21 protein-coding genes are annotated in these 25,169 nt (G+C 68.6%); 14 read left to right on the top strand and 7 right to left on the bottom strand.

Annotated features, from left to right (window positions below; all coding sequences use genetic code 11):
* The first annotated feature begins 93 nt into the window (after window positions 1–93).
* On the top strand, window positions 94–996 hold the full coding sequence (locus tag IM776_RS08935; RefSeq protein WP_194419728.1) for a tyrosine-type recombinase/integrase: 903 nt from the start codon (window positions 94–96) through the stop codon (window positions 994–996).
* Here IM776_RS08935 and IM776_RS08930 read toward each other — a convergent pair.
* Window positions 959–1,519 (bottom strand): murein hydrolase activator EnvC family protein, encoded by a 561-nt coding sequence (locus IM776_RS08930; RefSeq protein ID WP_228479687.1) that lies wholly within the window; start codon window positions 1,517–1,519, stop codon window positions 959–961. The two genes, IM776_RS08935 and IM776_RS08930, sit on opposite strands and share 38 nt — an antisense overlap.
* A gap of 299 nt (window positions 1,520–1,818) precedes the next feature.
* On the opposite strand from IM776_RS08930, the gene rpsB reads away from it, so the two are divergent.
* From rpsB to IM776_RS08890, 8 genes are all read left to right on the top strand, one after another.
* Window positions 1,819–2,715 (top strand): 30S ribosomal protein S2, encoded by an 897-nt coding sequence (rpsB, locus tag IM776_RS08925; RefSeq protein ID WP_194419727.1) that lies wholly within the window; start codon window positions 1,819–1,821, stop codon window positions 2,713–2,715.
* A 41-nt stretch (window positions 2,716–2,756) separates the two neighbouring features.
* Window positions 2,757–3,584, top strand: coding sequence for a translation elongation factor Ts (gene tsf, locus IM776_RS08920; RefSeq protein WP_194419725.1), 828 nt, complete (start codon window positions 2,757–2,759; stop codon window positions 3,582–3,584).
* A gap of 92 nt (window positions 3,585–3,676) precedes the next feature.
* Window positions 3,677–4,393: a UMP kinase gene (pyrH, locus tag IM776_RS08915; RefSeq protein ID WP_194419724.1), complete on the top strand. Its 717-nt coding sequence runs from the start codon at window positions 3,677–3,679 to the stop codon at window positions 4,391–4,393.
* 69 nt (window positions 4,394–4,462) lie between these two features.
* Entirely contained in the window at window positions 4,463–5,017 is a 555-nt protein-coding gene (gene frr, locus IM776_RS08910; RefSeq protein ID WP_194419723.1) for a ribosome recycling factor, read from the top strand.
* Window positions 5,018–5,023: 6 nt separating this feature from the next.
* Window positions 5,024–6,091, top strand: a complete 1,068-nt coding sequence (locus IM776_RS08905) for a phosphatidate cytidylyltransferase (protein WP_194419722.1) — start codon at window positions 5,024–5,026, stop codon at window positions 6,089–6,091.
* On the top strand, window positions 6,088–6,666 hold the full coding sequence (locus tag IM776_RS08900; RefSeq protein ID WP_194419721.1) for a DivIVA domain-containing protein: 579 nt from the start codon (window positions 6,088–6,090) through the stop codon (window positions 6,664–6,666). Before IM776_RS08905 ends, IM776_RS08900 begins: the two co-directional genes overlap by 4 nt.
* Before the next feature lie 47 nt (window positions 6,667–6,713).
* Window positions 6,714–7,394 (top strand): aggregation-promoting factor C-terminal-like domain-containing protein, encoded by a 681-nt coding sequence (locus IM776_RS08895; RefSeq protein WP_228479686.1) that lies wholly within the window; start codon window positions 6,714–6,716, stop codon window positions 7,392–7,394.
* A 9-nt stretch (window positions 7,395–7,403) separates the two neighbouring features.
* On the top strand, window positions 7,404–7,691 hold the full coding sequence (locus tag IM776_RS08890) for a hypothetical protein (protein WP_194419720.1): 288 nt from the start codon (window positions 7,404–7,406) through the stop codon (window positions 7,689–7,691).
* A gap of 73 nt (window positions 7,692–7,764) precedes the next feature.
* On the opposite strand, the gene IM776_RS08885 is transcribed toward IM776_RS08890, so the two are convergent.
* Window positions 7,765–8,820 carry an AI-2E family transporter gene (locus IM776_RS08885; RefSeq protein ID WP_194419719.1) on the bottom strand — a complete coding sequence of 352 codons (1,056 nt, stop codon included), beginning with the start codon at window positions 8,818–8,820 and terminating at the stop codon, window positions 7,765–7,767.
* Between the two features lie 177 nt (window positions 8,821–8,997).
* Between IM776_RS08885 and IM776_RS08880 the strand changes: the two genes are divergently transcribed.
* Both IM776_RS08880 and IM776_RS08875 read left to right on the top strand, forming a co-directional pair.
* On the top strand, window positions 8,998–10,863 hold the full coding sequence (locus tag IM776_RS08880) for a DUF8094 domain-containing protein (RefSeq protein WP_194419718.1): 1,866 nt from the start codon (window positions 8,998–9,000) through the stop codon (window positions 10,861–10,863).
* Entirely contained in the window at window positions 10,860–11,804 is a 945-nt protein-coding gene (locus tag IM776_RS08875) for a tetratricopeptide repeat protein (RefSeq protein ID WP_194419717.1), read from the top strand. The genes IM776_RS08880 and IM776_RS08875 overlap by 4 nt, the downstream gene beginning before the upstream one ends.
* Here IM776_RS08875 and glgB read toward each other — a convergent pair.
* Genes glgB through glgX form a run of 3 tightly spaced genes read right to left on the bottom strand, consistent with a single transcriptional unit; the run spans window position 11,801 to window position 18,180 of the window.
* Window positions 11,801–13,990, bottom strand: a complete 2,190-nt coding sequence (gene glgB / locus IM776_RS08870; protein WP_194419716.1) for a 1,4-alpha-glucan branching protein GlgB — start codon at window positions 13,988–13,990, stop codon at window positions 11,801–11,803. The genes IM776_RS08875 and glgB overlap by 4 nt on opposite strands.
* Complete coding sequence (locus IM776_RS08865; protein WP_194419715.1) at window positions 13,987–16,056, bottom strand: alpha-1,4-glucan--maltose-1-phosphate maltosyltransferase; 2,070 nt, start codon at window positions 16,054–16,056, stop codon at window positions 13,987–13,989. Before IM776_RS08865 ends, glgB begins: the two co-directional genes overlap by 4 nt.
* A gap of 60 nt (window positions 16,057–16,116) precedes the next feature.
* The gene (glgX, locus tag IM776_RS08860) at window positions 16,117–18,180 is read right to left on the bottom strand and encodes a glycogen debranching protein GlgX (RefSeq protein WP_194419714.1); all 2,064 of its coding nucleotides are present in this window, start codon (window positions 18,178–18,180) and stop codon (window positions 16,117–16,119) included.
* Between the two features lie 40 nt (window positions 18,181–18,220).
* Between glgX and IM776_RS08855 the strand changes: the two genes are divergently transcribed.
* From IM776_RS08855 to ligA, 3 genes are all read left to right on the top strand, one after another.
* On the top strand, window positions 18,221–19,396 hold the full coding sequence (locus IM776_RS08855; protein ID WP_194419713.1) for a cysteine desulfurase family protein: 1,176 nt from the start codon (window positions 18,221–18,223) through the stop codon (window positions 19,394–19,396).
* A gap of 9 nt (window positions 19,397–19,405) precedes the next feature.
* The gene (gene mnmA / locus IM776_RS08850; protein ID WP_194419712.1) at window positions 19,406–20,503 is read left to right on the top strand and encodes a tRNA 2-thiouridine(34) synthase MnmA; all 1,098 of its coding nucleotides are present in this window, start codon (window positions 19,406–19,408) and stop codon (window positions 20,501–20,503) included.
* 169 nt (window positions 20,504–20,672) lie between these two features.
* The gene (ligA, locus tag IM776_RS08845; RefSeq protein WP_194419711.1) at window positions 20,673–22,988 is read left to right on the top strand and encodes an NAD-dependent DNA ligase LigA; all 2,316 of its coding nucleotides are present in this window, start codon (window positions 20,673–20,675) and stop codon (window positions 22,986–22,988) included.
* Between the two features lie 75 nt (window positions 22,989–23,063).
* Here ligA and IM776_RS08840 read toward each other — a convergent pair whose 3' ends face one another.
* Both IM776_RS08840 and IM776_RS08835 read right to left on the bottom strand, forming a co-directional pair.
* Complete coding sequence (locus IM776_RS08840) at window positions 23,064–23,339, bottom strand: acylphosphatase (RefSeq protein ID WP_194419710.1); 276 nt, start codon at window positions 23,337–23,339, stop codon at window positions 23,064–23,066.
* 28 nt (window positions 23,340–23,367) lie between these two features.
* Window positions 23,368–25,164 (bottom strand): DEAD/DEAH box helicase, encoded by a 1,797-nt coding sequence (locus tag IM776_RS08835; protein WP_228479685.1) that lies wholly within the window; start codon window positions 25,162–25,164, stop codon window positions 23,368–23,370.
* Window positions 25,165–25,169: the final 5 nt, after the last annotated feature.

Below are 25,169 nucleotides of genomic sequence, written 5' to 3'. Positions count from 1 at the left end.
GACCCCAGCAGATGCCCCGGCCGCACTGGCCGGGGCATCTGCACGTCGGCGGGGCATCCGGTTCGCTCCGCCTCCGCACGGCATGCTGGTGACGTGGATCTCACGGTCGCGGCGGACGCCTTCGCGGCGCACCTCGAGCAGGTGCGCCGGCTGTCGCCGGCGACCGTTCGGGCGTATCGCGCCGATCTCCGCGACCTGTCGGCGTCCGTCGGCGATGTGCCGTTGCGGGGCGTGGATCTCGAAGCGCTGCGCGACTGGCTGTGGCGTGCCACGCAGCGGGGCGACGCACGATCGACGCTGGCCCGCCGTGCCGCGGCCGCACGATCCTTCTTCGCGTGGGCGAAGGATGAGGAGCTCATCGGCCTCGACCCCGCACTCCGGCTGATCGCTCCCAAGCGCGGACGCACCCTGCCTGCGGTGGCATCGAAGGACGGCATGCGGGAGCTTCTCGACGACAGAGCCCGCATCGCCGCGGACGGCGACCCTGCGGCACTGCGCGACCATGCCATCCTCGAGCTGCTCTACGGATCAGGCATGCGCGTCTCCGAGCTCTGCAGCCTGGACATCGACGACCTCGACCTCGACCGGTGCACCGCGCGCGTGCTGGGCAAGGGATCGAAGGAGCGCGTGGTCCCGTTCGGCCGACCGGCCGGGGCAGCGGTCGGCGCCTACCTCACAAGGGGTCGCCCTGTGCTACTGGCGCGGGCGACGAGCCCCACGCCCGCCGTGTTCCTCGGTGCCCGTGGCGGACGCATGGGACCGCGCGCCGTGTATTCGCTCGTCGCCGATGCGCTCGGGCCGATCATCGGATCGGATGCCGTCGGGCCGCACGCACTGCGCCACTCCGCCGCCACCCATCTGCTCGACGGCGGTGCCGACCTTCGTGCGGTGCAGGAGATCCTCGGGCACGCGAGCCTCGGGACGACCCAGATCTACACGCATGTGTCTTCCGAGCGGCTCACGGCGACCTACCGGCTGGCCCACCCCCGAGCGTGACCGCGTCGCAGCAGGGGAGCAGGATCGCGCGCGGCACATCGCCGAACATCAGCATCGGGTTCACATAGACCCCGTTCACGCGGACGCCGACGTGCAGGGTGCCGACGGTGGCGTGACCGCCGGTCGCCACCGTGCCGATGACGTCTCCCGCATGCACGACGGCCCCGACGGAGAGGTCGGACTCCAGCGGTTCGAAGGTCGTCACGACGCCGTCGCCATGGTCGATCGTGAGCAGCGGGCGATCCACGACGACGCCGCGGAACGCGACGACCCCGTCAGCCGGGGCGTGCACGACGGTGCCCGCGTCCGCAGCGATGTCGATGCCGCGATGACCGGGGCCGTAGTCGTGCGCGGGCGCGCGGAAGGGCTCGACGACGTCGTGCGGTCCCGCCACAGGCCATGGCCAGTCGTCGCGCTCCGCCAGCATCGCCGACGCAGCGGGCTGCACCACCAGCAGCATCATGAGCAGGCCGCCGCGCAGAATCGCACGCAGGCCAATTCTCCTCACACTCGTGAACGGCATGCCGCCATGTTCGCCCAGGCCCCAGGGTGGGTGGTGCGACAGGTGCGCGAACCGTGGAGAATCCGCGTCAATCCGCGCATGTGCAGGCGCAGTGCGCGGCCCGCGATCCTGTACACTTGAGGTCGCACCTCGATTCCGGGGTGACTACGCGTGCCCAAAGCGACTCCTGTCGTGGCATCCACTCCCATAGGTCCCGTTCGCAAGAGCGGGTGGGTGTGCGCCGGGCACCAGGATTGCTGATCTGCTGATCGGCGAGAACAACCTCAACGGCGCGAGAGCGCCAGAACAAGGAGAAGACCATGGCTGTGGTCACCATCCGCCAGCTGCTCGACAGCGGCGTGCACTTCGGACACCAGACGCGCCGGTGGAACCCGAAGGTCAAGCGCTTCATCCTCACCGAGCGCAGCGGCATCCACATCATCGACCTTCAGCAGTCGCTGGGTTACATCGACTCGGCTTACGACTTCGTCAAGGAGACGGTCGCCCGCGGCGGCACGATCCTCTTCGTCGGCACCAAGAAGCAGGCGCAGGAGATCCTCGCCGAGCAGGCCACGCGCGTCGGCCAGCCCTACGTGAACCAGCGCTGGCTTGGCGGCCTCCTCACCAACTTCCAGACCATCGCGAAGCGTCTGGCACGTATGAAGGAGCTCGAGGAGCTCGACTACGAGAACCCGGCCGCCTCGGGCTTCACGAAGAAGGAGCTGCTGCTCAAGAAGCGCGAGCTCGACAAGCTGCACAAGTCGCTGGGCGGCATCCGCAACCTCACCAAGACGCCTTCGGCTCTGTGGGTCGTCGACGCCAAGCGCGAGCACCTCGCGATCGACGAGGCCAAGAAGCTCGGCATCCCCGTGATCGGCATCCTCGACACCAACGCGGACCCGGACGACTTCCAGTACCCGATCCCCGGCAACGACGACGCGATCCGCTCCGTCTCGCTGCTGACCCGCATCATCGCCGACGCCGCGGCCGAGGGCCTGCAGCAGAAGCACAACCCCGAGTCGGGCGACGCCGAGCCGCTGGCCGAGTGGGAGAAGGAGCTTCTCGAGGCTCCGGCCGAGGAGACCGCCGAGGCTCCGGCCACCGAAGCCGCTGAGGCTGAGGCTCCGGCTGAGACCGCCGAAGCTGAGGCTCCCGCCGCAGACGAGGCTCCGGAAGCAGCGACCGAGGCTCCGGCCGAGGCCGCCGACGCCAAGTAATTCCGCGTACACACACATAACGAAGCAAGGAGCCACCACACATGGCCAACTTCACCATCGCCGACATCAAGGCGCTGCGTGAGCAGCTCGGCACCGGAATGGTCGACACGAAGAAGGCGCTCGAAGAGGCCGAGGGAGACCGCGAGAAGGCGGTCGAGATCCTTCGTCTGAAGGGTGCGAAGGGCAACGCCAAGCGCGCTGATCGTTCCACCAGCGAAGGCCTCGTCGTCTCGCGTGAGCAGGACGGCGGCGTCACGCTGATCGAGCTCGCTTGCGAGACCGACTTCGTGGCGAAGAACGACCGCTTCATCGCTCTCGCGGACAAGGTCGTCGACGCCGTGGCCGCCGCAAAGGCGAACTCGATCGAGGATGCCCTCGCGGCGTCTGCGGGCAGCCAGACCGTCGGAGAGCTGATCTCCGACGAGGCTGCCATCATCGGCGAGAAGATCGAGCTGCGTCAGGTCCGCACCGTCACCGGTGACGCCGTCGAGGTGTACATGCACCGCACGAGCAAGGATCTGCCTCCGCAGATCGGCGTCGTGGTCGCCTACTCGGGTGACGACGCCGTGACCGCTCGCAGCATCGCACAGCACATCTCGTTCGCCAACCCGTCGTACCTCCGACGCGAGGACGTTCCGGCCGACGCCATCGAGAAGGAGCGCGAGATCGTCACCGAGATCTCCCGCAACGAGGGCAAGCCGGAGGCCGCGCTGCCGAAGATCGTCGAAGGCCGCGTGTCGGCGTTCGTCAAGCAGGTCGCACTGCTCGAGCAGGACTACGCCAAGGACAACAAGCTCTCCGTCGCCCAGGTGGCGAAGGACGCCGGTATCACCGTGACGGACTTCGCGCGCTTCAAGGTCGGAGCGTAAGTCGCCGAAGGGGTTCGGATCCGCACGGATCCGAACCCCTTCTTCATGCCCACAAGGCAGTATCTTGAATCGGGACGAGAGGACATCCACCCATGACTGAACGCACCGGACGCCGTCGCGTCCTTCTCAAACTCTCCGGGGAGGCATTCGGCGGTGGCCAGCTCGGGGTGAATCCCGACGTGGTCAGCCAGATCGCCCGCGACATCGCCGCGGCGGTCGCCGAGGTCGAGATCGCCATCGTCGTCGGCGGAGGCAACTTCTTCCGCGGCGCCGAGCTCAGCCAGCGCGGTATGGATCGCGGGCGCGCCGACTACATGGGGATGCTCGGCACCGTGATGAACGCCCTCGCACTCCAGGACTTCCTCGAGCAGGCCGGTGCGCCCACCCGCGTGCAGTCCGCCATCTCGATGACGCAGGTCGCGGAGCCGTACATCCCGCTGCGCGCCGAGCGTCACATGGAGAAGGGCCGCGTCGTCATCTTCGGCGCCGGCGCAGGACTCCCGTACTTCTCGACCGACACGGTAGCCGCGCAGCGCGCCCTCGAGATCGGCGCACAGGAGGTGCTCGTGGCCAAGAACGGTGTCGACGGGATCTATACCGCCGACCCGAACAAGGATGCATCGGCGACCCGCATCGAGAAGGTCACCTACCTCGACGCGCTGCAGCGCGGCCTGAAGGTCGTCGACTCGACCGCGTTCAGCCTCTGCATGGACAACAGCATGGACATGCGCGTGTTCGGCATGGAGCCGGCTGGCAATGTCACCCGTGCTCTGCTCGGAGAGCGGATCGGCACGCTCGTCACAGCCTGACGCACCTGCCAGGGCACGCACCGTGCACCCGGATAGAATTGCAAGAACCCCCTGACGATAGGAGCCACCGTGATCGCGGACGTCCTCGCTGAAACCACCTCCCGCATGACTCGCGCCGTCGAGGCCGCCAAGGAGGACTTCGCCACCGTTCGCACGGGGCGCGCCAACCCGCAGATGTTCCAGAAGGTGATGGTCGACTACTACGGGTCGCCGACGCCGCTCGCGCAGCTCGCCTCACTGGCGAACCCCGAGGCGCGCTCGCTCGTCATCACCCCGTACGACAAGTCTGCGCTCAAGGCCATCGAGCAGGCCATCCGCGACATGCCGAACCTCGGCGCGAATCCGACCAACGACGGCAACATCGTTCGCGTGACGATGCCGGAGCTGACGCAGGAGCGCCGTAAGGAGTACGTGAAGCTCGTGCGCACCAAGGGCGAGGATGCGAAGGTCCACCTGCGCGGCATCCGTCGCAAGTCGAAGGACGAGCTGGACGCGCTCAAGAGCGACGTCGGCGAAGACGAGATCGCTCGCGGTGAGAAGGAGCTGGACGCTCTCACCCGCCAGCACGTCGATCTCATCGACGACGCGCTCAAGCGCAAAGAGGCCGAGCTCCTCGAGGTCTGATCAGGCATGGACGAGTCGATCGGAGACGCCGACGAAGGGCAGCCGCTGACGCGGCGCGAAGCCCGCGAAGCGGCGACCCCGGACGGCGAGGCGCCCGCTCGGCATGAGCCTGTGGCCGCAGCGGATCCTGCGGCCGTCATGCGCGAGCAGCTGCGCCAGGCGCGCGGTGAGTTCGAGACGCACGTGCACCAGGCGCGCGAGCATCTGGACCAGGCCAACGAGCGGATCAAGGCGCGCACAGGTCGCGATCTGATCCTGGCGATCCTGGTCGGCCTGGCGTTCGGCGCGGTGCTGCTGGGCTCGCTGCTGTTCATCAAAGAACTGTTCATCCCGATCGCTCTGGCGATCGCGATACTCGGCATCTTCGAACTGACCCGCGCGCTGCGCAGCGCCGGTCGCCGCATCGACATCGTGCCGCAGGTGGCCGCCGGCGTCCTCCTCGTAGTGGCCGGATACTTCGCGCCGGCCTGGCTCAGCTGGGTGACGCTGCTGTTCGCAGTCGCGTTCGTGATCGTGTGGCGCCTGGTCGCCCAGATGGCGGCGAAGGACGGTCGCACGTACGGGGACGTTCTGACGGATGCCGTCGTCGGCGGCTTCGTCCAGATCTACGTGCCCTTCCTCACCAGCGTCGCGCTGCTCCTGCTGCGGCAGGACGGCGGACAGTGGTGGGTCCTCGGGTTCGTCGCCGTTGCCGTGGCTTCCGACACCGGGGCGTACGCGGCCGGTCTCGCGTTCGGCAAGCACCCGATGGCGCCGCGCATCAGCCCGAAGAAGACCTGGGAGGGTTTCGCCGGCGCGGTCGTCGCCGCGATCGCCGCCGGTGTGCTCCTCGCGCTCTTCCTGCTGCAGATGCCGTGGTGGGCCGGTGTGCTCTTCGGCATCGCGATCCTGCTGTCGGCCACGCTGGGTGACCTCGGAGAGTCGATGATCAAGCGCGACATCGGCATCAAGGACATGAGCTCCTGGCTGCCGGGCCATGGCGGGCTGCTCGACCGGCTCGACAGCATCCTGCCCTCGACGATCCCCGCGCTCAGCCTTTACTTCCTGCTCTCGCCATGGGCGACGCTGACATGACCTCGACTACGGTGGACGATGTGACCGAGAACGCCAGGCCCGCCTTCCGGGTCACGACAGGCCGTGAGCGCGGGTATCATCGCGTCGCGGTAGACACCTTCCTCGCATCCGCGAGGGAGACGTTCGAGCTCGGCCTCGACGATCTCAGCGCCGCCGATGTGCGGGTGGCCTCTTTCCCGCTGGTGAAGGAGGGCTACGTCGTCGGTGACGTGGATGCCGCGCTCGGTCGCATCGAAGACGCCTTCGCCGCACGCGAGCGCGATCAGATCGTACGCGAACAGGGCGCGGAGGCGTGGGTCGTCAAGGTGCGAGCCGAGGCGCAGGTGATCCTGGACCACCTCGCCCGCGGTCGCCGGCACAAGTTCGCCCGCAGCGGCCTTCTCGGGTTCGGGTATCGCGTGGACGAAGTCGATCACGTTGCAGCACGCATCGTCCGGTACCTGCGCGACGGGGATGAGCTCACTGTCGAGCAGCTGCGTTCTGCGGCGTTCCGCATGCAGCGACACGGCTACCGCGAGGAGCAGGTCGACGCGATCCTGGATGCGACGATCGACGTGATCCTCGCGGTGCGCTGAGAGCTCTCATGGTGAACCCAGGTGAGACTGGCTAGACTGACGCTATTGTGACTTCCGGTTCTGAGATCGACCCCAGCAGCGACGCCGTCGCGCCGGTGAGGTCCGCAGCCCCGAGATCCGCGCCCGCGAAGAGACACTGGACGCGGCGCGGTCTCGCCGGCGGCCTGGCCGCGTTCGGCGTCGTCGCCCTGGCGGCTGCCATCGTGGCACCCACCGGCATGGCTCTTGCCGAACAGCCGGAGGCCGATGTCGAGACATCGTTCTCGCTCGCCGTCGACGACACCCAGGATCTGACCGTCAGCGTCAGCGGTGCGACGATCTCTCCGGTGGACCGCAGCAGCTTCGAGGTGTACGTCACGCCGAAACCCACACCGCCGCCCGAGCCGGAGCCCGCGTCGAGCACGTCGGGACCCTCCGAGCCAGTGGCTGCCACGCCGTTCTACACCGGCGGCGGTGCGCCCGCCGAGTGGATGGCGGCGGCCGGCATCGCATCGGGTGACTGGGGCTACGTCGACTACATCGTGTCCCGGGAGAGCGGCTGGAACCCGAACGCGACGAACAGCTCGTCCGGCGCGTGCGGTCTCGTTCAGGCGCTGCCCTGCAGCAAGGTGCCCGGCAACGGATACGACCCCGTCGACAACCTGCGGTGGGCGAACGGCTACGCGACCGGGCGCTACGGCAGTTGGGCTGCTGCCCACGCATTCTGGACCAGCAACCACTGGTGGTAATGCGCAGCCATGCCACGCTCGAATCGCAGGCGTCAGGAGCGCCCGGACACTGACGACTCGTTCGAGCGCCTGCTCGCGGGCTGGAAGCGCAGCGAAACCCGGCAGGGCCGCGAATGGACTGTGCAGCCGGTATCAGCGCGGCAATCGCTCAAGGAGTACACGTGCCCCGGCTGCGGTGGTGTGATCGCACCCGGCACCGCGCATCAGGTGGTCTGGCGCGCTGACGGCGTTCTCGGTGATGCCGCCGACCTCGCGGCTCGCCGGCACTGGCACACGCACTGCTGGAAGGTGGCGTGAGCGCGCAGATATGCGGCCCACTGCCGCTGCCGAAGGAATCGCCGGTCTGATCGGTTCGATCCGCGGCTTTCGCTCACCTTTCATTCATTCGGGGGATGAGCACCTGCCGGTAGATGATCAGGATGCTGGCGGCCACCGGGATCGCGATCAGCGCGCCGAGCAGCCCGAGCAGTGATCCGCCGGCCAGGGCGGCCACCACGACCACGGCACCGGGCACGGACACCGCACGGCTCATGATGCGCGGCGAGATGACGTATGCCTCTATCTGCATGTAGATCAGGTAGTAGATCGCCGCAGCGATCGCCATCCCGGGGGAGCCGAGCCCCGGGATGAGGCAGACGAGCACGATGATCGTCGAACCGGTGAGGGTTCCGACCAGTGGGATCAGTGAGAAGAAGAACGCGATGACGGCCAGCACGGCCGCAAAGGGCGCGCCGATGATGTTGAGGTAGATCGCGCTGAGGATGCCGTTGATCACACCGAGGGTGACCTGGCCCATGACGTAGTATCCGACCGAGTCGGTGATCTGCTCGGACAGGTCGATGAAGCGGGGCCGCTTGGATGCCGGCACCAACTGGTACACAGCGCGCTTCAGCGATGGCGTCGACGCCGTCAGGTAGATCGTGAGGATCAGCACGATGAATGCGCCGAACAGGCCGGTCACGATCGCGGTGCCGACGGTGACGACGCTCTCGGTGATCGTCGTCCAGTTCTCGGTGAGCCAGTCCGTGGCATTGGTGAACAGGTCGTCGACGAAGCTGCGCTGAAGCCCGGGGAATGTGGCGATCAGCCAGTCCTTGACGTCATCGAGTCGTGTGCTCTGCAAGAAGACCGTGATCTGCCGCACCAGCTGGCTGATCTGATCGATGAGGATGGGGAGCACCATCAGCACGATTCCGGAGAAGACACCCAGCACCGCGAGGATCGACACCAGGACAGCCAGCCAGCGTGGCAGCCTTCGACGCTCGAGGAACGAGATGACGGGATCCAGCCCGAGGCTGAGGAACAGCGCCGTGCCGACGTAGAGCAGCACAGTCGACAGCGACTCGATGCTGCCGATCAGCAGGATGCCGAGTCCCACGCCGAGCGTGGCGACCAGCGCGGTGCGGAACGGATTGTGCAGCTTCATCGGCTCTCCTCCGGAAGAATGATCTCAGGGTAGTCGGCGCATGGCGGCGTGATTCGCCGACCTGCCGGAAAGGCGAGGGGAAAGGCCCCTGATAGTCAACACTCAGCCTGTTTCGCTAGTCTGAAACGTCGAGCGGAGACCTGGATGACGCGTCCGGGTCACGTAAGGAGACTTTTCGTGCGTTTCGTGTGGGCCGTCGTGGCCTTCGTCCTGGCCACGCTTCTCATCGGGGCGGGCATCGCTCAGCGAACCATCTTCATGGGCCCATCTGCCCAGCAGGTGGAACTCAACGTCGAGGAGCCGACCCCGTATCTGCTGGTGGACGGCGCCGTGCTGCGCGAGAACCCCGGACAGCAGACCCTGCTGATCCGCGGAGACGGCGACATCTTCGCCGCCTACGGTCGCACGGCCGATCTCGAGGCATGGCTCTCGGATGCCACCTACACCTCGATCGACCTCGACGGCGGTTCCCCGACGAGCACCGTCGTCGAGCCTGAGGTCGCGCCGGAGGACGGCGAGACCGGCACCGCAGAAGAGACGGGTCGCAACCCGGCGGGTTCGGACCTCTGGCTGGACTCGTTCAGCGAGCAGGATCAGTTGATCACGGACATGCAGCTGCCCGACGACATGAGCGTGCTCATCGCGAAGGACGGCACCGAGGCCGCACCCGACGACATCGTCGTGTCGTGGCCGCTGGACACCTCGACGCCGCTGGTCGGGCCGCTGATCGCCGCCGGCGGCGCCGTGCTGCTGTTCGGTCTTGTCATGTACGTGCTCGCGATCCGTCACCAGCGCCGCGGGCGCGGTCCGCGTCGCAAGGGCCCGGGTCCGATGCCCGCGACGGAGCCGATCGACCTGTCCGTCGAGCCCGCGCCGGTTCGCGAGGCGCTCGAGCCGCAGGCCGCAGGACCGGCCGAGAAGCCCGAGTCGCAGGCGGACGCCAAACCCGAGAAGAGCGAGCGTCGGGCCATCGGACGGCGGCGACGCCTCCTCGTGCTCCCGGCGCTGGGTGTGGCAGGGCTCATGTTCGCGGGCTGCTCCAGCGACTCCTGGCCGCAACTCGGCGAAGCATCGCCGACACCCTCTCCGACGCAGACGGTGCTCACCCCCGAGAACCAGAAGCCGCCAGCTGTCACCGAGGCGCAGGCATCCCGCATTCTTCAGGACATCGCGAAGACTCTCGAAGAAGCCGACACGGAGATGGATATCGACCTCGCCGCCACGCGACTCGACGGCACCGCACTCAGCGCACGCTCCACCGACTACGAGTTGCGCGCCACTCTCAAGGACCGTCCCATGCCGGCGGCGATTCCGACCGAGGCCATCGAGGTCCTGCTGCCGCAGGCCACAGACACCTGGCCTCGCACGGTCCTGGTGCTCAGCAAGAGCAAGAGCGACGACACGGTTCCGCCCGTCATTCTCACCATGACCCAGGCTGACCCTTGGTCGAACTACAAGGTCACGAACGTCGCCGAGATGCAGGCATCCACCGAGGTGCCCCAGCTTGCGCCGGCATGGCTCGGCACGAGCCTCATCACCGATAACGCCTCCGCATTCCTGGCGCTCTCTCCGGACGAGCTCGCCACAGCCTTCGCCGATGTGGTCGACGCGGGGGAGAAGAGCGAGTATCGTTCGCTGTTCGACCCGGTGACGATCGCGCTGGCGGACTCCATCACCGAGAGCCGCAAGGCGGTCACCAAGGGCCTGGCCGACAACGGCGCCGCGGAGACTTCCAAAGCCGCATTCGACATCGCTCCGAGCGACGAGCCCCCCGTCGCACTCGCGACCCTGGACAGCGGTGCGATCGTCGCGGTGTCCCTCGTCGACAGCGAGAAGATCACGCCGACCACGAGCGAAGCCGTGATCAGGTTCGGCGAGAATGAAGAGGCGAAGACGCTCACCGGCGCCGAAGAGGCTTCGAAGGGCGTCAGGACGACCTACGGCCTGCAGCTGTTCTTCTCCGTGCCCAGCCAGGGCTCCACCGAGCAGGTGCGCCTGCTCGCCGTGCATCAGGACATTCTCGATGTGGAAGTGATCAAGTGAGCGATATCTCGGCAGCAGCCCTCCGCGGCGCTGTGGACCTGTCAACCCTGCGCAACCGCCCGGCCGCGCCGTCAGATGCCGCCCAGGCGCCGGTCGGTGGCGATGCCCCCGGTCAGGGCGGCTTCGTGGTCGACGTGACAGATGCCACGTTCGGCCAGATCCTGGAACTCTCGCGCACCGTGCCGATCGTCGTCGACCTGTGGGCGGAATGGTGCGGTCCGTGCAAGCAGCTGAGCCCGATCCTCGAGAAGGTCGTAGGTGAGCTGGGAGGACGCGTCGTCCTCGCGAAGGTCGATGTCGACGCGAACCCGCAGCTGGCGCAGAGCTTCCGCGCGCAGTCGATCCCGATGGTGGTGGCGCTGATCGCCGGCCAGCCGGTGCCGATGTTCACCGGCGCTGTCCCGGAGGAGCAAGTGCGCCAGGTCATCGACCAATTGCTCCAGGTCGCGGCGCAGAACGGTGTGACCGGCACGGCCGGCGGCGAGCAGGAGCCCGCGGCCGAGGGCGAGCAGGAGCAGGAGAAGCCGCTTCCGCCGCTGCACGCCGAGGCCTTCGCCGCGATCGAGAAGGGGGACTACGCCACGGCGATCACGGCGTACGAGAAGGCTCTCGCGGAGAACCCGCGCGACGAGGACGCCCGAGCCGGACTCGGCCAGGTGCGCCTGCTCGACCGGGTGCAGGGGCTTGACCTGCAGGAGTCGCGTGCCGCCGCGGCAGCGAGCCCGCACGATGTGCACGCGCAGTTCGCGGTGGCAGACCTCGACATCTCCGGCGGCCACGTCGACGACGCCTTCGGGCGTCTGCTCGACCTGTTCGCGGTGCTGCCCTCCGAAGAGCGCACACCCGTGCGAGAGCGCCTCGTCGAACTGTTCGGCCTGGTCGGAGCGGACGACCCGCGCGTCGCGTCGGCCCGCAACCGGCTGTCGTCGCTGCTCTTCTAAGCCTTCGTGCCCGAGCGGTGCCGAAGCCACAGAGTCGCCAGTGGCGGCAGCGTGACCTTCGTTCTCGGGATGCGTTGATCCTCTGAGGCGTGGGCGGCCACGCGGCCGTAATTGCCGATGCCGGTGCCGCCGTACTCCACGGCGTCGGTGTTGAGGATCTCCTCCCAGACGCCGGCCACCGGGAGATCGAGCTCGAGGTTCGCGCGTTCCACGCCGGCGAAGTTGCTGATGACGATGACGCGCCCGCCGTGCAGGTCTCGCCGCTCGAAGGCGATCACGTTCGGATCCCACTGCGGTGCACCCAGGCGCCGGAAGCGCGTGCTGTCGCCGTCACGCTCCCAGAGCGGTGCCGTACTGCGGTACACGCCGTTCATCGCGCCGACGAACCGCTGCAGCTGAGCATGCGAGGGCTGGTCGAGCAGCCACCAGTCCAGCGGTCGGCTCTCCGACCACTCCGCGATCTGCCCGAACTCCTGGCCCATGAACAGCAGGTTCTTGCCGGGGTGCCCCCACATGTATGCGAGGTACGCGCGCACGTTCGCGAGCTTGTGCGCATGATCGCCCGGCATCTTCGACAGCAGGCTGCCCTTGCCGTGCACGACCTCGTCATGGCTGATCGGAAGCAGGTAGTTCTCGCCGAACGCGTACACGAACGAGAATGTGATCTCTCCCTCGTGGTGTGCGCGGTACATCGGGTCGCGCGAGATGTACTGCAGCGAGTCGTTCATCCACCCCATGTTCCACTTGAAGCCGAAACCGAGCCCTGCCTGGTCGGTGCGCGCGGTCACGCCGGGAAAGCTGGTGGACTCCTCGGCGATCATCACGACGCCGGGGTGGGTACGGTACGCGGTGGCGTTCACCTCCTGCAGGAACCGGATCGCCTCGAGGTTCTCTCGCCCGCCGTGGACGTTCGGCTCCCACTCGCCCTCGCGGCGGGAGTAGTCCAGATAGAGCATCGAGGCGACGGCATCCACCCTGAGGCCGTCGACGTGGAACTCCTCGAACCAGTACAGGGCGTTCGCGACGAGGAACCCGCGCACCTCGGGGCGGCCGTAGTCGAAGATCAGCGTGCCCCAGTCCTGATGCTCGCCCCGTCGCGGATCGGGATGTTCGTACAGGGGTCGTCCGTCGAAGCGGGCGAGCGCGAACTCGTCCTTGGGAAAATGGCCGGGGACCCAGTCGAGGATCACGCCGATGCCGGCCTGGTGCAGCCGGTCGATCAGGTAGCGCAGGTCGTCCGGAGTGCCGAACCGGGCGGTGGGGGCGTAGTAGCCGCTCACCTGGTACCCCCACGAACCGCCGAACGGATGCTCCGCGAGCGGCATGAACTCGACATGCGTGAAGCCGGTCTCGATCACGTGGGCGATCAGCGGGTCGGCGACGTCGCGGTAGCCGAGCCCGCCGCGCCAGGAGCCGAGGTGCACTTCATAGATGCTCATCGGCTGCGCGACCGCATGAGTCGCCGCGCGCCGTGTCATCCACGCGCCGTCCTTCCAGCTGTACGCCGAGAACGGGACGACAGAGGCGGTCTCCGGCGGCACCTGCGTGCGCTGCGCCATGGGGTCGGCTTTGACGATCCAGCGACCGTCGGGCGTCAGGATCTCGTACTTGTAGACGGTGCCGGGAGAGACCCCGGGGATGAACAGCTCCCATACGCCGCTCGATCCCATCGAGCGCATGGCGTGGCCTTCGCCGTTCCAGCCGTTGTGGTCGCCGACGACCCGGACCGCCCTCGCGTTCGGCGCCCATACTGCGAACGCGACCCCGATCTCGCCGTCGATCAGGTGGGCGCCTGCGCCCAGCGCCTCCCACAGGCGCTCGTGCCTGCCCTCGCCGATCAGGTGCAGGTCGAGCTCGCCGACGGTCGGCAGGTGGCGGTAGGGATCGCCGTTGAACTGCTCGGGCCCGCCGTCGTATACCGTGGCGATGCGATACGACACCGGCGCCCCGGAGTGCTTCCCCTGCCAGATGCCGTTCGCGACATGCTCCAGGGAGACGCGCGTGCCGTCCTCGAGGACCGCGGCGACGCTCTCGGCGAGAGGACGGCGGGCGCGGATCGTCGTGCTGGTGCGGCCGGCGGCATCCGTCGTCGGGTGCGGGCCGAGAACCTCGTGGGGAGCGTGGTGGGAGCCGGAGGCCACGGCCGCCCACTCGGCGGGGATGGCGGCCTTTTGCGGAGTGCTCATGATCGCGCCTTCACATGGAGGATGTGCACGGGTTCGGTGAACGCATCCAGGCGGACGTAGTCGTGATCCGACCAGGTCCAGGTCTCGCCGCTGAGGAGATCCTCGACCTCGAACAGTGCGCCGGGCTCGACCCCCCACACCCGGGTGTCCAGGTGCACCGTGGTCTCGCGCACCGAGTGCGGGTCGACGTTCGCCACCACGATGACGGTGTCGGGCACGCCGTCGGGCGTGAACGCTCCGTCCAGGTGCTTCGAATACACCAGGATGCTGTCGTCGTCGCTCCAGTGCACCGACAGATTGCGCAACTGACCCAGTGCGGGGTGCGCGCGGCGGATCTCGTTGAGGCGGCGCAGGTACGGTGCGAGCGAGTCGCCGGCCGTCTCGGCAGCCGCGAAGTCGCGGAGCTTGTACTCGTACTTCTCGTTGTCGATGTTCTCCTCGGAGCCCGGCCGCGCCACGTTCTCGAACAGCTCGTATCCCGCGTACACGCCGTAGGTCGGCGCCGAGGTCGCCGCGATCGCCGCGCGCACCTTGTAGGCGGCGCGTCCGCCGAACTGCAGGTACTCGGTGAGGATGTCCGGCGTGTTGACGAACAGGTTCGGGCGCAGGTAGTCGGCGGTCTCGGTGGCGAGACCGGTGAGGAACTCCTCCAGCTCGCGCTTCGTGTTCCGCCAGGCGAAGTAGGTGTAGCTCTGCTGGAACCCGGCAGCAGCGAGGCCGCGCAGGGGAGCCGGCCGGGTGAACGCCTCGGCGAGGAAGACCACGTCGGGGTCGGCGGCCGTGACCTTCGCGATCAGCCACTCCCAGAACTGCAGCGGCTTGGTGTGCGGATTGTCGACCCGGAAGATCCTCACTCCCTGTGCGATCCAGTGGGTCACGACCCGGAGCACCTCTTCGCGCAGCCCTGCCGGGTCGCCGTCGAAGTTCAGCGGATAGATGTCCTGGTACTTCTTCGGCGGATTCTCGGCGTAGGCGATGGTGCCGTCGGGAAGCGTGGTGAACCACTCCGGATGTGCGGCGACCCACGGATGATCCGGGGACGCCTGCAGCGCGAGATCCAGGGCGACCTCGATGCCGGCCTTCCGCGCCTGGCGGACGAAGGCCCGGAAATCGGCGAGCGAACCGAGATCCGGATGCACGGCGTCGTGCCCGCCTTCGGCGGCGCCGATGGCCCACGGCGAACCTGGATCGGCAGGGCCCGCGTTCAGGGTGTTGTTCGGGCCCTTGCGATGTGTGCGCCCGATCGGGTGGATGGGTGGAAGGTAGAGCACGTCGAAGCCCATGTCCGCGACGCGGCCGAGCTGCTTCGCCGCGGTGCGGAACGTGCCGCTCGCGATCGTGCCGTCCTTGTTGCGTTTGGCGCCCTCGGAGCGCGGGAAGAACTCGTACCAGGCTCCGACGCCAGCGGTCACGCGCTCGACCACGATCGTCTGCGTGGCGGTCTCGGCCGACAGAGACATCAGAGGCCGGTCGGCGAACAGCGCGGCGAGCTCGGTATCCGTCGCGACGGCCAGGGCGGTGGCGGCATCCGCCTCGTCGAGTCTCGTCGTCAGCGCCGTCAGAGCTGCGCGCTCCTTCGCGGGACGGCGCGTGTCGGCGGCGGCGCGGGCGAGCAGGTCGCGGCCGAGGGCTGCCACGACCGGCACATCGACGCCGGCGGCGATCTTGACCGACGCCGCATGCGCCCAGGTCGCGAAGTCATCTGCGAACGCCTCGAAGCGGTAGTGCCAGGAGCCCTGCGCGTCCAGTGCGATATCGGCACGCCAGCGGTCGCTGCCGTCGTCGAGCGCGCTCAGCCTGTGCAGTGACGTCGTCCCATCGGGGCCTGTGAGACGAATCTGCGCACCGATGCGGTCATGCCCCTCTCGGAACGCGACGACGCTGAACGGCACCACCTCGCCGGCGAACGCCTTGGCCGGAAAACCGCCCGGCACCGACGGCCTCGGATCCGCGAGCGGGATGCGCCCGGTTCTCGTGTCGGATGCCGCGGATCCGGCCAGTGGCCGCAGGGGAATCTGTGCGGGGCTTCGAAGCGCCGCGGGAAGACTGCCGGAACGTGCTGCCACACCCTGAATGTACCCTGCCGCAGTGTCGCACAGAACCCACCGGCGGCGTGTGCCGCGCGGCTACTCGATGCGGAACAACCGCATCGACGTGCCGGGCGTCGGCAGGACGTCGCCGGGCGCGTATCCCTCGGTCCCCACGCGGGGCTGCTCGTCAGCGCTCGACCAGAGCGAGACGAACTTCGTCGCCCCGTCGATCGAGGTCGGGAGCGTGACGTCGATGGGGGACTCGGTGCCGTGCACGACGAGCAGGATGCGGTTGATCCGCTCATCGACGGGCGTGGATGCCGCGACGTACTGCAGTGTGCGGTTGCCGGGGTCGGTCCAGTGCGACTCGTCCATCGTCTCGCCGTGCTGGTTGTACCAGTCCATGACCGAGGCGTTCGGGGTGTGCACGTCGCGCCGTGCATACCGGCTCGGACGCAGCGCCGCGTTCTCCCTGCGCAGGCGCGTGAGAGTGGACACGTGGGCGCGCAGATCCTCCTGCCACGGTTCGAGCTCCCAGCTGAGCCAGGTCAGGGCCGAGTCGTGGGCGTAGGCGTTGTTGTTGCCGCGTTGCGTGCGCCCCGTCTCATCGCCTGCCGTGAGCATCGGGATGCCGGCGGAGAGCAGAACGGTGCCGAGCAGATTCCGCATCGCTTTCCGGCGCGCCGCGTTGATCGCGGGGTCGTGCGTCGGCCCTTCGACGCCGTGGTTGAACGCGCGGTTGGTATCGGCGCCGTCGCGGTTGTCCTCGCCGTTGGCCTCGTTGTGCTTGACGTCGTACGAGACGAGGTCGTGCAGGGTGAAGCCGTCGTGCGCCGTGACGAAGTTGATGCTGGCGAGTGGGCCGCGCTCCTTGCTGAACGTGTTCGAGGAGCCGGCCAGGCGCGTGGCGAAGCCGCCGATGCCGACCGGAGCCGATGCACGTCGTGCGTAGTCGATGTCGCTGAGCCAGAAGTTGCGGACCCGATCCCGGTAGCGATCGTTCCACTCGTGCCAGCCGTCCGGGAAGTTGCCCGTCTGCCACCCGCCCAAGCCGACGTCCCATGGCTCGGCGATGAGCTTGACGCCCTTCAGAGCAGGATCGTCGCGGATGGCGGTGAGCAACGGGTGCTCGCGGGAGTACTCGTGGGACGCGTCGCGGCCGAGCGCGGCCGCCAGATCGAAGCGGAAGCCGTCGATCTGCATCTCCTGCGCCCAGTACCTCAGCGAATCGAGGACCAGTCGTGCCCCGGCATCCATCGCCGTGTTCAGCGTGTTGCCCACTCCGGTGGTGTCGATGTATGCGCCGTCCGGCTGCTGACGGTAGTAGCTGGCGTTGTCGATGCCGCGCAGGCTCGAGCGCGGGCCGCCGATGCCCTCCTCGGAGGTGTGGTTGTAGACGACGTCGAGGATGACCTCGAGCCCGGCCTCATGCAGCAGCTTGACCATTCCCTTGAACTCCGCGAGCACGGCCTCCGGACCCTGCTTGCGGGCGTCCTCGGTGGCGTATGCGTTGTGCGGGGTGAAGAAGTTGAGGGTGTTGTAGCCCCAGTAGTTCGTCAGCCCGCGTTCGAGGAGCCGCGGCTCGGATGCGAAGGCGTGCACGGGGAGCAGCTCGATCGCTGTGACGCCGAGCGACCGGAAGTGCTCGATCATCGCGGGGTGCGCGAGCCCGGCGTAGGTGCCGTGCAGGGCGGGCGGCACGTCGGGATGCCGCTTGGTGACGCCCTTCAGGTGCGCTTCGTAGATGATCGTGCGATCCAGCGGCACCTGCGGCTTCTCAGCGCCGCCCCAGTCGAAGCCGTCCTCGATGACGACGGATCTCCAGTCCTCATAGCCGTCGCCCTGCGCGAGGCCTCGGGCGTAAGGGTCGAGCAGGAGGGTCTCGGGGTTGAACGTGTTGCCGGGCCCGTGCGGGCCGCCGACGCGCAGCGCGTACCGCGTGCCCGGCTGCAGCAGGGGCGTCGTCACCTCCCAGACGCCATCGGCTCCGCGCTCCAGGTCGGCCTCGTCGGTGACCCAGTCCAGGTCGGTCTCGTCGAACACCACGAGCTCGACGGAGGAGGCGTTCCGCGACCACACGCGCAGGGTCGCCACGCCGTCGTGCAGTCGTACGCCGAGGCCATCGAGGGCAGCGCCGCCTGGCGCGGTGAAGGTGGGCATGGGTACAGCGTAGAGCGCGAAAATGAGCGAGCATTGAGGGATGCGGTTCTATCTCGATCACGCGGCCACGACCCCGCTGCGTCCTGAGGCGCGCGAGGCGTGGCTGGCGGCGTCCGACGTCGTCGGCAACGCCTCATCCACGCACGGCGCCGGTCAGGACGCCCGACGGCTGCTCGAGGACTCCCGCGAGCGCATCGCCGCGGTGCTCGGGAGCGATCCGATCGAGATCGTGTTGACCTCCGGCGGCACCGAGTCGATCAACACTGCACTGCACGGCCTGTGGGCATCGCGCCCGGCGGATGCCGATGCCGTCGTCCTTCCGGACGGCGAGCACCACGCCACCATGGACACCGTCGCGGCGCTCGCCTCGGAGGGGGCGGACGTGCGTGCGGTGGCACTGTCCGCGACCGGACGCATCGAGGCCGAGGCCTTCCAGGCTGCGCTGCCCGGCGCAGCCTTCGCCACTGCACTGGTCGCGAACAACGAGGTCGGCACCGTCAACGACGCCGGCGCGCTGTCCGCGGCGGCCGCCGGCGCCGGGGTGCCGCTGCATCTGGATGCCGTGGCGGCGGTCGGTCATCTGCCGCTGTCGTTCCGCGAACTGCGCGGGGATGCCGCGGCAGGAGCGGGCCTGGTCGCCATGAGCGTCGCGGGGCACAAGATCGGCTCCCCGGTCGGGGTGGGCGCGCTCGTCGTCGCGCGCACGGCGAAGCTTTCTCCGCTGCTGCACGGCGGGGCGCAGCAGCGCGGTCTGCGCGCTGGCACCCAGGATGTGCCGGGAGCGGCGGCGTTCGCGGCCGCTCTGGTGGCGGCTGGGGCCGAGCGCGAAGCCGAGAGCGCGCGGCTGCGCATCCTGCGCGACCGGCTCGTCGACGGCATCCGCTCCGCTGTGCCCTCCGCGCGGCTACTCGGCGATCCCGTCGACCGGCTGCCGGGAAACGCGCACTTCCTGTTCCCCGGCGCAGTCGGGGAGAGCCTGCTTTTCATGCTCGACGTGGCCGGGGTGGCGGCATCCACCGGATCTGCCTGCCAGGCCGGCGTCGCCGAGCCGTCGCACGTCGTGACGGCGATGGGCGGCACTGAGCAGGACGCGCGCAGCGTGCTGCGGTTCACGCTCGGGCGGACCTCCACCGGCGATGATGTGGATGCCGTGCTGGGCGTGATCGCGGATGCCTATGCCAGAGCATCCGGTGCCCGCACAGCGCACGGCTCGTAGACTGGACCCATGCGGATTCTTGCGGCCATGAGCGGGGGCGTCGATTCCGCCGTCGCGGCCGCACGTGCCGTGGAGGCGGGCCACGACGTCACCGGTGTGCACCTCGCGCTCTCGCGGGCGGGCGGAACGCTGCGCACCGGAAGCCGCGGCTGCTGCACGATCGAGGACGCCATGGACGCCCGTCGCGCGGCGGACATGCTCGGCATCCCGTTCTACGTGTGGGACTTCTCGGAGCGCTTCCGCGACGACGTGATCGACGACTTCATCGCCGAGTATCAGGCCGGGCGCACGCCGAACCCCTGCATGCGCTGCAACGAGAAGATCAAGTTCGCCGCTCTGCTCGAGCGGGCGATCGAGCTCGGCTTCGACGCGGTGTGCACCGGTCACTACGCCACGCTCGTCGACGGCGAGGGCGGGCTCGAGCTGCACCGCGCATCGGACAACGCCAAGGATCAGTCCTACGTGCTGGGCGTGCTCACGACCGAGCAGCTCGCGCACACCTACTTCCCGCTGGGCGAGACGCCGTCGAAGGCGCTTGTGCGCGCGGAGGCCGCCGAGCGCGGACTGAGCGTCGCGCAGAAGCCCGACAGCCACGACATCTGCTTCATCCCCGACGGCGACACCCGTGGCTGGCTGGCCGAGAAGGTCGGGGCGGAGCAGGGCGAGATCCTGGATCGGGGCGGCAACGTCATCGGCTCGCACGACGGTGCTCATGCGTTCACCGTCGGGCAGCGTCGCGGGCTCAAGCTCGGAGTGCCGGCACCGGACGGCAAGCCTCGGTTCGTGCTCGAGGTGCGTCCGGTGTCGAACACGGTCGTGGTGGGGCCCAAGGAGGCGCTGGCGATCGGCGAGATCTCGGGGCAGCGCCACTCGTGGGCGGGCGCCGCGCCCGCCCAGTCGTCGTTCGACTGCGAGGTGCAGATCCGTGCGCACTCCGATCCGGTTCCTGCGCACGCGACGGTGTCGTCGGATGGCGTCGCGGTCGTTCCGGATGTGCCGCTGGACGGCGTCGCGCCGGGTCAGACCGCCGTGCTCTACGTCGGCACCCGGGTGCTGGGGCAGTTCACGATCGACAAGACGGTCTCCGCCGTTCCCGTTCCCCAGTGACCACACCCGTGGCCGGATCTTCCCTGCGGACCGTTGAGCGGACTCTTCCCGCGGGTCGTTGAGCGGAGCGCGAAGCGCGCAGACGAAACGGGCTGAGCGAACCGCAGTTGAGTCGAAACCGTCCACGAGCATCCACGGCGATGTCCGCCCCCGCTCGTAGACTGATCGGATGCCGGAGAACATCTCGCTGGAAGACGCCCGCGCCGAGGCCGAAGAGCTGACGACGCGCATCCTCGAAGCCAAGGACGCGTACTACGGTCGCGACACCTCGCTCGTCGACGACGCAACCTACGACGGCTGGATGCACCGGCTCGAGGAGCTCGAGCGCCTGCATCCGGAACTGCAGGGGCAGGACTCGCCGACGCAGATGGTGGGCGCCGCGCAGGCGACCGGGCTCGCGACGATCGAGCACGCCGAGCGGATGCTGAGCCTCGACAACGTCTTCTCTGTCGACGAACTGCGCGACTGGGCGGCGAAGACGAAGGCCGCGGCGGGGCGCGATGTCGCCTGGCTCACCGAGCTGAAGATCGACGGTCTGGCGATCAACCTGCGGTACGAGAACGGCGCGCTCACCTCGGCGGCGACGCGCGGCGACGGATGCGTCGGCGAGATCGTGACCGAGAATGCGCTGCGTCTGACCGACATCCCTGAGCGGCTCAGCGGCGAAGGACACCCGGCGATCGTCGAGGTGCGTGGCGAGGTGTTCATCCCCGTCGCGGCGTTCGAGAGGTTGAACGCCGCCCAGGCAGACTTCCGCGAGCGGGCGTACGCCGACGCGCTGAACCGCTGGGAGGCCAGGGGCGGCGCCAAACGCCCGTTCGAGGAGGAGAAGGCCCGCAGTGCGGCTGCGCGGCGCTTCCCCGCTTTCGCGAACCCGCGCAATGCGGCCAGTGGCGGACTCCGGCAGCAGATCGACAAGAAAGACGGCCTCGAACTCGAAGCGGGGCTGCTGCGGATCGAATCGCTGTCACTGTACGTGCACGGCATCGGAGCCTGGCCGAACCCGCCGGTCGCCGCGCAGAGCGAGGTGTACGAGCTGCTCTCCTCGTGGGGGCTGCCGACGAGCCCGCACTCGAGGGTGTGCCGGTCGGTCGACGAGGTCACCGACTTCGTGACGCACTTCGGTGAGCACCGGCACGACATCGAGCACGAGCTCGACGGCATCGTCGTGAAGATCGACGAACTCGCGCTGCACGACGAACTCGGTCAGACCAGTCGCGCACCGCGCTGGGCGATCGCCTACAAGTATCCGCCGGAGGAGGTGCAGACCACGCTCCTCGACATCGTGGTGTCGGTCGGCCGCACCGGGCGGGCGACGCCGTTCGCGGTGATGGCGCCCGCGCACGTCGCGGGTTCGGTCGTACGCCAGGCGACGCTCCACAACAAGGACGTCGTCAAGGCCAAGGGCGTGCTCATCGGCGACACGGTCGTGCTGCGCAAGGCGGGAGACGTCATCCCCGAAGTGCTCGGCCCGGTCGTCGAGCGGCGCGATGGATCAGAACGCGAGTTCGTCATGCCTGAGAAGTGCCCCGAGTGCGGCACGCCCTTGCGCGCGATGAAGGAGGGTGACATCGACCTGCGCTGTCCGAACGCGCGCTCCTGCCCCGCACAGGTGCGCGGCCGCGTCGAGCACATCGGATCGCGCGGCGCTCTCGACATCGAGGCCCTCGGCGAGGTGACGGCGGCGGCGCTCACGCAGCCGAGCGTGCCGGCGACGCCGCCGCTCGACACCGAAGCGGGGCTCTTCACCCTGACCCTCGAGCAGATCGTGCCGATCCAGGTCGTGGTGAAGGATGCCGAGACCGGGCTCCCCAAGGAGGACGAGGACGGCATCGTCAAGACACGTTCGCCGTTCCGCCGCAACCCGACGGCGGCCGAGAAGAAGCAGGGGATCGAGGGTCCGCAGCCGTCATCTCAGGCGCAGACGCTGCTCGCCGAACTCGAGAAGGCCAAAACCAAGGATCTGTGGCGGCTGCTGGTGGCGCTGAACATCCGTCACGTCGGCCCCGTCGCCGCCCGGGCTCTCGCGCAGTGGTTCGGGTCGCTCGACGCGATCCGCGCGGCGTCGCGCGAGGAACTCGCCGCGGTCGAGGGAGTCGGCGGCATCATCGCCGACTCGCTGCGCGACTGGTTCGAGATCGACTGGCACGTCGACATCGTCGAGCAGTGGGCAGCCGCGGGCGTCCGCTGGGCCACTCCAGGGCACCCCGGTCCCGGCGCGGGAGTCGCCGCGGGCGGAGTGCTCGAGGGGCTCACGGTGGTCGCGACGGGCTCGCTCGAGGGTTACACGCGCGAGGGCGCACAGGAAGCCATCATCCAGGCCGGTGGCAAGGCCGCCTCGAGCGTCTCGAAGAAGACGGACTTCGTCGCGGCCGGTCCCGGCGCGGGCTCGAAGCTCGGCAAGGCGGAGGAACTCGGCATCCGTATTCTGGATGCCGCCCAGTTCCACCTCCTCGTCACGCAGGGGCCCGGCGCGCTCGACTGAGGCCCGCGAAACACGCTCTGCCCTGCGAAACAGGGCGTGCCACGGCCCGTCTCAGCCGGGGAGGACCTGTTTCGGCTACGCGGTGCCGCGGATCTCGAACGTGGATGGTTCAGCGACGGGCGCGTCGGTCACGGCGACCTCGTCGACGTGCGCGCCGTTCGGGCCTTGCGCCATCGCGTCGAGGACCGCCCGTACGTCGGCATCCGCTCCGTGCAGCTCGGCTTCGACCGTGCCGTCCCGGCGATTGCGCACCCAGCCGGTGACGCCGTGCTCCTGCGCGGCCTCCTGCGTGAACCAGCGGAATCCCACACCCTGCACGCGCCCCCGCACGATCACACTGGCAGCCGCCATGTCACCTCCCGAGGACGCGAGTACAGAGTCAGCCCTTGTGGCGCGGCTTGCGGAACGGCTTGTCGTCGCGGGCAGGACGGTCTCGACGCTCGTAGCCGCCGCCGGTGCCGCGCGCTCCACCGCCGCGCGGACCGCGGTCGGGCTTGATCTCGATCATGCGACCGGAGATGCGGGTGTCGCGCAGTTTCTCGAGCACGGACGGGTCCATGTTCGCGGGCAGCTCGACGATCGAGAAGTCCGGCTTGATGTTGATCGCACCGAAGTCGTCACGTCCCAGACCGCCCTCGTTGGCCAGGGCGCCGACGATCTGACGCGGCTCGACGCGGTGGCGCCGGCCGATCTCGATGCGGTACGGGGCGTAGTCACCGCGACCGCGACGCTCACGAGGCTCGCGGGCCGGGCGCTCCCGATCGTCGCGGCGCGGACGGTTGTCACGCTCGACGGCCGTGGTGAGCGGGTCGTTCTCAGGGTCGAGCAGAAGCGGCGTGGCGCCCTGCGCGACGACGGCCAGCGCCGCCGCGACATCCGACTCGGGCACATCGTTGTTGCGCACGTAGTGGGCGACGATGTCGCGGAACGCCTCGATGCGCGCGGTCTCGGCGAGGGCGGCCGTGATGGCGTCGTCGAACCGCGCGAGACGCGTGGTGTTCACATCTTCCGTGGTCGGCAGCTGCATCTGGGTCGGCGCCTGACGCGTGGCCTTCTCGATGCTCTTGAGCAGGTAGCGCTCACGCGGCGTGATGAAGCTGATCGCGTCGCCGGTGCGGCCGGCACGGCCGGTGCGGCCGATGCGGTGCACGTACGACTCGGTGTCGGTGGGGATGTCGAAGTTCACGACGTGACTGATGCGCTCCACGTCCAGGCCGCGTGCGGCGACGTCGGTGGCGACGAGGATGTCGAGCTTGCCGTCCTTGAGCTGGTTGACGCTCCGCTCGCGCTGCACCTGCGGCACGTCGCCGTTGATGGCGGCGGCGGAGTATCCCCGAGCGCGCAGCTTCTCGGCGAGTGTCTCGGTCTCGTTCTTCGTGCGGACGAACACGATCATGCCGTCGAAGTTCTCGACCTCGAGGATGCGGGTGAGGGCGTCGACCTTCTGCTGGTACGAGACTACGAGGTAGCGCTGGGTGATGTTCGTGTTGGTCGCGGTCTTCGACTTGACCGTGATCTCCTCCGCGTCGCGCAGGTACTTCTGCGCGAGTCGGCGGATCTGCGCGGGCATGGTCGCCGAGAACAGCGCGACCTGCTTCTCCTCGGGCGTCTGCGCGAGGATCTGCTCGACGTCCTCGGCGAAGCCCATCTTCAGCATCTCGTCGGCCTCGTCGAGGACGAGATACTTCAACTCGGAGAGGTCGAGCGTGCCCTTGGCGAGGTGGTCCATGATGCGCCCCGGCGTGCCGACGATCACGTGCACGCCGCGGCGAAGCGCAGACAGCTGCACACCGTAGCCCTGGCCGCCGTAGACCGGCAGCACGTGGACGCCCTTCATCTTGGTCGCGTACGACTCGAACGCCTCGCACACCTGGAGTGCGAGCTCACGGGTGGGGGCCAGGACGAGTGCCTGCGGAGTCTTCTGCGACACATCGAGACGCTCGAGGACGGGCAGTGCGAACGCCGCGGTCTTACCGGTTCCGGTCTGCGCCATGCCGACGACGTCACGGCCGCCGAGCAGCGTCGGGATCGTCGCCGCCTGGATCGGAGACGGCGTCTCGTAGCCGAGGTCGCGGATCGCCTTCAGGACGGGCCCGGTGATGCCGAGCTCCTCGAATCCGGGCAGGGCGGGGGACTCGTCGGCGGGCTCGTTGAGGGGTGCGTCTTCAGGGGTCACTACCT

Source organism: Microbacterium abyssi, from assembly GCF_015277895.1.
Taxonomy (GTDB): Bacteria; Actinomycetota; Actinomycetes; order Actinomycetales; family Microbacteriaceae; genus Microbacterium; species Microbacterium abyssi.
Note: the sequence above shows the minus strand (reverse complement) of the source record. Positions and strands in the feature narration are given on the sequence as shown.

Coding starts and splice junctions, on each gene's coding strand:
- IM776_RS08900 (WP_194419721.1), top strand. CDS start 6,088: ATGACCTCGACTACGGTGGACGATGTGACCGAGAACGCCAGGCCCGCC.
- mnmA (WP_194419712.1), top strand. CDS start 19,406: ATGCGGATTCTTGCGGCCATGAGCGGGGGCGTCGATTCCGCCGTCGCG.
- IM776_RS08855 (WP_194419713.1), top strand. CDS start 18,221: ATGCGGTTCTATCTCGATCACGCGGCCACGACCCCGCTGCGTCCTGAG.
- glgB (WP_194419716.1), bottom strand. CDS start 13,990: ATGAGCACTCCGCAAAAGGCCGCCATCCCCGCCGAGTGGGCGGCCGTG.
- tsf (WP_194419725.1), top strand. CDS start 2,757: ATGGCCAACTTCACCATCGCCGACATCAAGGCGCTGCGTGAGCAGCTC.
- IM776_RS08930 (WP_228479687.1), bottom strand. CDS start 1,519: ATGCCGTTCACGAGTGTGAGGAGAATTGGCCTGCGTGCGATTCTGCGC.
- IM776_RS08890 (WP_194419720.1), top strand. CDS start 7,404: ATGCCACGCTCGAATCGCAGGCGTCAGGAGCGCCCGGACACTGACGAC.
- pyrH (WP_194419724.1), top strand. CDS start 3,677: ATGACTGAACGCACCGGACGCCGTCGCGTCCTTCTCAAACTCTCCGGG.
- ligA (WP_194419711.1), top strand. CDS start 20,673: ATGCCGGAGAACATCTCGCTGGAAGACGCCCGCGCCGAGGCCGAAGAG.
- rpsB (WP_194419727.1), top strand. CDS start 1,819: ATGGCTGTGGTCACCATCCGCCAGCTGCTCGACAGCGGCGTGCACTTC.
- glgX (WP_194419714.1), bottom strand. CDS start 18,180: ATGCCCACCTTCACCGCGCCAGGCGGCGCTGCCCTCGATGGCCTCGGC.
- IM776_RS08840 (WP_194419710.1), bottom strand. CDS start 23,339: ATGGCGGCTGCCAGTGTGATCGTGCGGGGGCGCGTGCAGGGTGTGGGA.
- IM776_RS08885 (WP_194419719.1), bottom strand. CDS start 8,820: ATGAAGCTGCACAATCCGTTCCGCACCGCGCTGGTCGCCACGCTCGGC.
- IM776_RS08905 (WP_194419722.1), top strand. CDS start 5,024: ATGGACGAGTCGATCGGAGACGCCGACGAAGGGCAGCCGCTGACGCGG.